This is a genomic window from Prevotella sp. DNF00663 (assembly GCF_001553265.1).
GTDB lineage: Bacteria > Bacteroidota > Bacteroidia > Bacteroidales > Bacteroidaceae > Prevotella.
The window spans coordinates 1-1631 of the sequence record NZ_KQ960580.1 but is presented as its reverse complement, the minus strand read 5'-3'; the positions used below and the strand labels follow the sequence as shown (position 1 = coordinate 1631).

Sequence of the window (1631 nt, the reverse complement as noted above, 5' to 3'; positions counted from 1 at the left end):
TTTTTTTTGCACATTTTTCCTATGTTAAATGCAATGGCAAAGAAGGCAAAGTCCATATTGACCTTGTCTTTTCCAAAATGTCTAAACCTCTTGTAGGCTTTGTTATATTTTGTTTGTCCAAAAACAGCTTCTGGTTCTATGCACCTTTGTCCTCGATGCTTGATGCCTTCTTTAGAGGTCAGTAGTTCTCGTGCCTTTTGTTTATATTGCTGTAGCTGGTGGTTTACTTCTATGATTCTGTTTCCTCTTGCTTTGAAGCATGAGCCTCTCAGCGGACAGCCCTCACAGCGTTCTGCCTGATAACGTACGCTGTAAGTAACGAACCCATTGGAGGTGATGGAACGCTTCATACCAATACGCTTCATGTGCTGTCCCATCGGACAGACGTAGAAATCCTGTTCCTTGTTATAATAAAGACTTGCAGGACTAAAGGGATTAGGTGTATAACGTGGACGCTGCTCTTTATGGAAGTAATTGTATTTTACGTAAGCTTCAATATTATGTGTGTCCATGAACAGATAGTTCTCCTCGGAACCATACCCCGAATCGGCTACGACTGTCTTGGCATAACGATTGTAACGTGAGTTAAAAGACTCTAAGAATGAAGGTAGTGTGAGTGTATCGGTACGATTGGCATAGAGTGCAAAGTCGGTGATGAACTGGTTCTCCGTTGCTATCTGCAGATTATATCCAGGCTTGGTTTGTCCGCTTGCGCATAGCATCCTCCTTCATATGCATAAACGTGGCATCAGAGTCAGTCTTACTGTAAGAATTTCTCTCGCCCATAATCTCAAGGTGCTGGTCGTACTCATGGAGTTTATTACGTTTCTTATCAAGCTCCTTAAGCTGTTTCTTCTTGGTTCTTATAGCCAGCTTTTCTTCTTTTGTCTTAGGCTCTGGGACTGATTCCAGAGACTTGTTCAACTCCTCGGATATCTCACTGAGCAGATCTGCGGTGAACTCAACACCTTCTTTCTTTGCTGCATTGTCCTGCGCTATAACATCGTCAACCTGAAGCAGGAGTGTGCGTATTTGTTCCTGCAACTTGGCACGGTTCTTCTCTACGGTTCTTCTCCAAACGAAAGTATACTTGTTGGCTTTCGATTCTATCTTTGTGCCATCAATATATTCAACGTCAAGACTTATCAAACCTTTGGCTGAAAGTATCAATACCACCTGTGTGAAGATATTGTTGATTTCCTTTTTTACACGGTTGCGAAAACGGTTGATAGTTATGAAGTCGGGCTGTTCATATCCTGCCAGATAGATGAAATGAATATCTCGCTTGAGAAGCGACTCTATGCGGCGGCAGGAATAGATGTTGTTCATATAGGCATAAAGAATGACCTTAAGCATCATTTGTGGATGATATGGTTTACGACCACTGGGCTTGTAGAGCTTGTAAACATTATCCAACATGAGATTATCCACCAAAGCATCCAAAAGACGAACAGGGTCATCTTCTGCAATATCCTTATCAATTCTTTGAGGAAAAAGAATCATTTTATTGTGTATGTAAGAACGAAAGTGTACCTTTCCCATAATGAGATTTTTTGTATGCCTAAAGGTACAAAAACTTTAGGAAATAACAAAGCCCTGGCTTGAGAAAGTCGGGGCTTTGTGCAAAAAAA

General features: G+C 41.3%; 1 pseudogene. It reads right to left on the bottom strand.

The window, feature by feature from the left end:
- A pseudogene (locus tag HMPREF3034_RS00005) lies at positions 1-1542 on the bottom strand (IS1182 family transposase); the annotation flags it as partial.
- Positions 1543-1631 lie beyond the last annotated feature (89 nt).